This is a genomic window from Streptomyces apricus (genome assembly GCF_008369065.1).
GTDB classification, from domain to species: Bacteria; Actinomycetota; Actinomycetes; order Streptomycetales; family Streptomycetaceae; genus Streptomyces; species Streptomyces apricus.
Genome location: NZ_VDFC01000033.1, coordinates 69,247 through 74,769, shown reverse-complemented (window position 1 = coordinate 74,769; position 5,523 = coordinate 69,247). Strand labels below are relative to the sequence as shown.

Genomic DNA, 5,523 nt, shown 5'->3' with positions numbered 1-5,523 from the left:
CCTCCGCCAGCAGGTCCATGGGCACGGACAGGAAGACGGGACCCGCGGGCGGCCGGACGGCGAGCGCGAAGGCGCGGCGCAGCGCGAGCGGCAGGTCGCGGGCGTGCTGGACGTCGTACGCGGCCTTCACGGCGGGGGCGGCGAGCGCGACGAGGTCGCCGCTGAGCATCGGGTCCTGCTGGAGGTGGCGGCGGTCCTGCTGGCCGGCCGTCACCACCAGGGGGGTGCGGGAGCGGCGGGCATTGAGAAGGCCGATGAGCCCGTTGGCGAGGCCGGCCGCGATGTGCAGGCTGACGAAGGCGGGGCGGCCGGTGGCGCGGGCGTACCCGTCGGCCATCGAGACGACGGCGCCCTCGTGGACGCCGAGGACGTACTCGGGGGCCTCCCCGTCGTCAGCGAGGGCGGCCAGGAACGGCAGTTCGGTGGTGCCGGGGTTGCCGAAGACGCGGTCCACGCCCTCGCCGCGCAGGATGTCGAGCAGGGCGGAGGCGGGGCGGCGGCCCATCTTCGGCTCCTCGTGGGGACGGTTCCCGGACACCGCCCAGCGTCCGGGACCGCCCCCTGCCCGACAAGCCCGGCGTACCACTGAGTGGTACACCGCCCGCCACATCCGGCTGCGCCGCCCCTGGTTACCTGGGGGCGCGGGGAACTGCGCGCTCGGCCACGACGGCGCCGCAGCCGGATCCGAGGGTCACCGACGGGATCAGCCGTCGGTGAACCTCTCACCCCGCTCCGCCTTCTCCACCAGCAGCGCCGGCGGCGCGAACCGCTCCCCGTAGCGCTCGGCCAGCTCCCGCGCCCGGGCCACGAACGCGGCGGGCCCGCCACCGTCCGCGTACCCGTTGATGTACTGCAGGACCCCGCCCGTCCAGCCGGGGAAGCCGATGCCGAGGATCGACCCGATGTTGGCGTCGGCGACCGACGTCAGGACGCCCTCCTCCAGGAGCCGGACGGTGTCCAGCGCCTCCGCGAACAGCATGCGTTCCTGCATGTCCCGGAAGGGGATCTCCGTGCCCGGCCGGGTGAAGTGCTCCCGCAGCCCGGGCCACAGTCCGGCGCGCCGGCCGTCCTCCCCGTACGCGTAGAAGCCCGCGCCGCCGCTGCGCCCGGTGCGGCCGAACTCGTCGACCATGCGGTCGACGACCGCCTCGGCGGGGTGGGTCGTCCAGGTGCCGCCCGCCTCCTCGACGGCCCGCTTCGACTCGGCGCGGATCTTCCGGGGCAGCGTGAGGGTCAGCTCGTCCATCAGGGAGAGCACCTTGGCCGGGTAGCCGGCCTGGGCGGCGGCCTGCTCGACGGAGGCGGGCTCGATGCCCTCGCCGACCATCGCGACGCCCTCGTTCAGGAAGTGCCCGATGACGCGGGAGGTGAAGAAGCCGCGCGAGTCGTTGACGACGATCGGGGTCTTGTTGATCTGCCGTACGAGGTCGAAGGCGCGCGCCAGGGCCTCGTCGCCGGTCCGCTCGCCCTTGATGATCTCGACGAGCGGCATCTTGTCGACGGGCGAGAAGAAGTGCAGCCCGACGAAGTCGGCCTGCCGTTCGACGCCCTCGGCGAGCGCGGTGATCGGCAGGGTCGAGGTGTTGGAGCAGAGCAGGGCGTCCGGTTCGACGACGTGCTGGATCTCCTGGAACACCTTGTGCTTGAGCGCCGGGTCCTCGAAGACGGCCTCGATGACGGCGTCGCAGCCCGCGAGGTCGTTCGGGTCGGCGGTGGGCGTGATGCGGGCAAGGAGCGCGTCGGCCTTCTCCCGGCTGGTGCGGCCGCGGGAGACGGCCTTGGCGCAGAGCTTCTCGGAGTAGCCCTTGCCCTTGGCGGCGGCCTCGGCGGACACGTCCTTGAGGACGACGTCGATACCGGCGCGGGCGCAGGAGTACGCGATGCCGGCGCCCATCATCCCGGCGCCGAGGACGGCGACCCTGCGGACCTGGCGGGGCTCGACGCCCTGGGGGCGGTTGGCGCCGGAGTTGACGGCCTGGAGGTCGAAGAAGAAGGCCTGGATCATGTTCTTGGCGGTCTGGCCCGCGGCCAGCTCCACGAAGTAGCGCGCCTCGATGACCTGCGCGGTCTCGAAGTCGACCTGGGAGCCCTCCACGGCCGCCGCGAGGATGTTGCGCGGCGCCGGGTAGGGCGCGCCGCCCGTCTGCTTGCGCAGGTTGGCCGGGAAGGCGGGCAGGTTCGCGGCGAACCTCGGGCTGGAGGGGGTGCCGCCGGGGATGCGGTACCCGGGCCTGTCCCAGGGCTGGCTCGACTCGGGGTTGGCGTCGATGAAGGCGCGGGCCTTGGCGAGCATCTCCTCGCGGGTGGCGGCGACTTCGTGGACGAGGCCGTTCTCCAGGGCGCGCCGCGGGGTGTACTGGGTGCCCTGGAGCAGCACCTTGAGGAGTGCGTCGGCGATGCCGAGCAGGCGTACGGTCCTGACCACGCCGCCGCCTCCGGGCAGCAGGCCGAGGGTGACCTCGGGGCAGCCGATCCTGGAGCCGGGCGCGTCGAGGGCGATCCGGTGGTGACAGGCCAGCGCGAGCTCGTAGCCGCCGCCGAGGGCCGCGCCGTTCAGGGCGGCGACGACGGGCTTGCCGAGGGTCTCGATGCGGCGCAGGTCGCGCTTGATCGCGAGGCCGCCCTCGAAGAGCTGCTCGGCCGTCTCCGGTGTGACCCTGATGAGGTCGCGCAGGTCGCCGCCCGCGAAGAAGGTCTTCTTGGCGGAGGTGAGGATGACGCCGCGCACGGACGCGGGGTCCTCGGCGACGGCCGCCTCCAGCCGGTCGGCGACCTCGGTGAGCGAACGCCTGAACGCCTGGTTCATGGTGTTCGCGGACTGTCCGGGGTCGTCGAGGACCAGGGTGACGACGCCGGTCTCGTCCTGTTCCCAGTGGATGGTGGTGCTCTCGGTCATGGGGTTCTTCTCCGTCGAAGTCCGGGGGTCCACAGAAGTCCGGTGTTCCACCGGGGGTTACAGGCGCTCGACGATCGTCGCGATGCCCATGCCGCCGCCCACGCACAGCGTGGCGAGGCCGAACCGCTTGTCCTGGCGCTCCAGTTCGTCGACGAGCGTGCCGAGGATCATCGCGCCGGTCGCGCCGAGCGGGTGACCGAGGGCGATGGCGCCGCCGTTGACGTTGACCTTGTCGAGGGACAGGCCCATGTCCCGGGCGAAGCGCAGGACGACCGCGGCGAAGGCCTCGTTGATCTCGACGAGGTCGATGTCGTCGATGGTCAGCCCGGCCTTGGCGAGCGCCTTGCGGGTGGCGGGCGCGGGCCCGGTCAGCATGATGGTGGGCTCGGAGCCGGAGACGGCCGCGGAGACGATCCGCGCGCGCGGCGTGAGCCCGTACCGCTCGCCGACCTCCTTGGTGCCGACGGCGACGAGGGCCGCGCCGTCGACGATCCCGGAGGAGTTGCCGGCGTGGTGGACGTGGTCGATCTTCTCCACCCAGTGGTACTTCTGCAGCGCGACGGCGTCGAAGCCGCCCAGGTCGCCGATGTCCGCGAAGGACGGCTTGAGCTTGGCCAGGGAGTCGGCCGTGGTGCCGGGGCGCGGGTGCTCGTCGTGGTCGAGGACGACGAATCCGTTGCGGTCGCGCACCGGGACGAGCGACCTCGCGAAGCGGCCGTCCTTCTGCGCCGCGGCGGCGCGCTCCTGCGAGAGCGCCGCGTACTCGTCCACGTCGCGGCGGGAGAAGCCCTCGACGGTGGCGATGAGGTCGGCGCCGATGCCCTGCGGGACGAAGTCGGTGGCGAGGTTGGTCATCGGGTCGGCGAACCAGGCGCCGCCGTCCGAGGCCATCGGGACGCGGGACATCGACTCGACGCCGCCCGCGAGGACGAGGTCCTCCCAGCCCGAGCGGACCTTCATGGCGGCCAGGTTGACGGCTTCCAGGCCCGAGGCGCAGAAGCGGTTCTCCTGGACGCCGGCCACGGTGTCGGGGAGCCCGGCGGCGATGGCCGCGATGCGGGCGATGTCGGAGCCCTGGTCGCCGACCGGCCCGACGACGCCGAGCACGATGTCGTCGACGGCGGCGGGGTCGAGCCCCGGGAAGCGCGCCCGGATCTCGTGGATGAGGCCGACGACCAGGTCGACGGGCTTGGTGCCGTGCAGGGCGCCGTTCGCCTTGCCGCGGCCGCGCGGGGTGCGGATCGCGTCGTACACGTACGCTTCGGTGGTCACTCGTGAGCCTTTCGGGAGGAGCCCGGTGGAGCCCGGGAACGGGGCGGTCAGCCGAGCAGGGAACGGCCGATGATCTCCTTCATGATCTCGGTGGTCCCGCCGTAGATGGTCTGGATGCGGCCGTCGGTGAAGGCCTTGGCGACGCGGTACTCCGCCATGTAGCCGTAGCCGCCGTGCAGTTGCAGGCAGCGGTCCGCGACGCGCTTCTGGAGTTCGGTGGCCCACCACTTGGCCATCGAGGCGTGCACCGCGTCCAGTTCGCCGGCGGCGTGGTCGGCGATGCACCGGTCGAGGAAGGTGCGGGTGACGGCGCACTCGGTCGCCATCTCGGCTATCTCGAAGCGGATGTGCTGGAGCTTGGCGAGCGGCCGTCCGAACGCCTCGCGCTCCTTGACGTACTCGGTGGTGATCTCCAGCAGGTGCTCGGCGGCGGCGATCCCGGCGACCGCGATGCCCATGCGCTCCTGCGCCAGGTTGGTCATCAGGTGCAGGAAGGCGCCGTTCAGCTCGCCGAGCAGGTTCTCCTTGGGCACCCGGACGTCGGTGAAGAACAGCTCGGCGGTGTCCTGCGCCTTCTGGCCGATCTTGTCGAGGTTGCGGCCGCGCTCGAAGCCCGCCGCGCCGCGCTCGACGACCAGCAGGGAGAGCCCCTTGGCGCCGCCCTCGGGCGTGGTCCGGGCGACGACGACCACGAGGTCGGCCAGGATGCCGTTGGAGATGAAGGTCTTGGAGCCGTTGAGCAGCCAGTGGTCGCCCCGGTCCTCGGCGTGCGTCCGGATGCCCTGGAGGTCGGAGCCGGCGCCGGGTTCGGTCATGGCGATGGCGGTGATCAGGGAGCCGTCGCAGAAGCCGGGCAGCCAGCGCCGCTTCTGCTCCTCGGTGCCCAGGCCCGTCAGGTAGGGCCCGATGATGTCGTTGTGCAGTCCGAGCGCGAGCCCGGAGGCGCCGGCCCGGGTGAACTCCTCGGCGAGGACGGCGCTGTAGCGGAAGTCGGCGTTGCCGCCGCCCCCGTACTCCTCGGGGACGGCGAGGCCGAGCAGGCCCTGCCGGCCGGCCGCGAGCCAGGCCTCGCGCGAGACGATGCCGTCCTTCTCCCACTGCTCGTGGTGGGGCAGCACCTCCTTGGCGAGGAAGGTGCGGACGGTCTCGCGGAACGCCTCGTGCTCGGGCGTGAAGATCTGCCGCTTCATTCGGTGGTGCCCTTCGGCTCGGTGGTGCCCTTCGGCTCGGGGGTGCCCTCCGGTCCGGGGGCGTCTTTCAGGAGGTCCGGTACGTCCCAGTCGCGGGCCACCTGCGCGGTGTCGCCGCCCGGCCGGGCCGGTCCGCCGCGGACGCCGGTGGGGGTGGCGGAGAAG

At 72.5% G+C, this 5,523-nt stretch carries 4 protein-coding genes and 1 pseudogene; all 5 read right to left on the bottom strand.

What is annotated here, in order from left to right; genetic code table 11:
- Positions 1-505: thiamine pyrophosphate-binding protein (locus FGF04_RS11315; RefSeq protein WP_268893768.1), on the bottom strand; the 505-nt coding region annotated here is incomplete at its 3' end.
- A gap of 198 nt (positions 506-703) precedes the next feature.
- Positions 704-2,896, bottom strand: coding sequence for a 3-hydroxyacyl-CoA dehydrogenase NAD-binding domain-containing protein (locus FGF04_RS11310; RefSeq protein ID WP_149511155.1), 2,193 nt, complete (start codon positions 2,894-2,896; stop codon positions 704-706).
- Between the two features lie 57 nt (positions 2,897-2,953).
- The gene (locus FGF04_RS11305) at positions 2,954-4,168 is read right to left on the bottom strand and encodes an acetyl-CoA C-acetyltransferase (RefSeq protein ID WP_149511154.1); all 1,215 of its coding nucleotides are present in this window, start codon (positions 4,166-4,168) and stop codon (positions 2,954-2,956) included.
- Between the two features lie 47 nt (positions 4,169-4,215).
- Entirely contained in the window at positions 4,216-5,358 is a 1,143-nt protein-coding gene (locus FGF04_RS11300; protein WP_149511153.1) for an acyl-CoA dehydrogenase family protein, read from the bottom strand.
- Positions 5,355-5,523: pseudogene (locus FGF04_RS40995) on the bottom strand (CoA transferase); the annotation flags it as partial. The pseudogene FGF04_RS40995 and the gene FGF04_RS11300, both read right to left, overlap by 4 nt.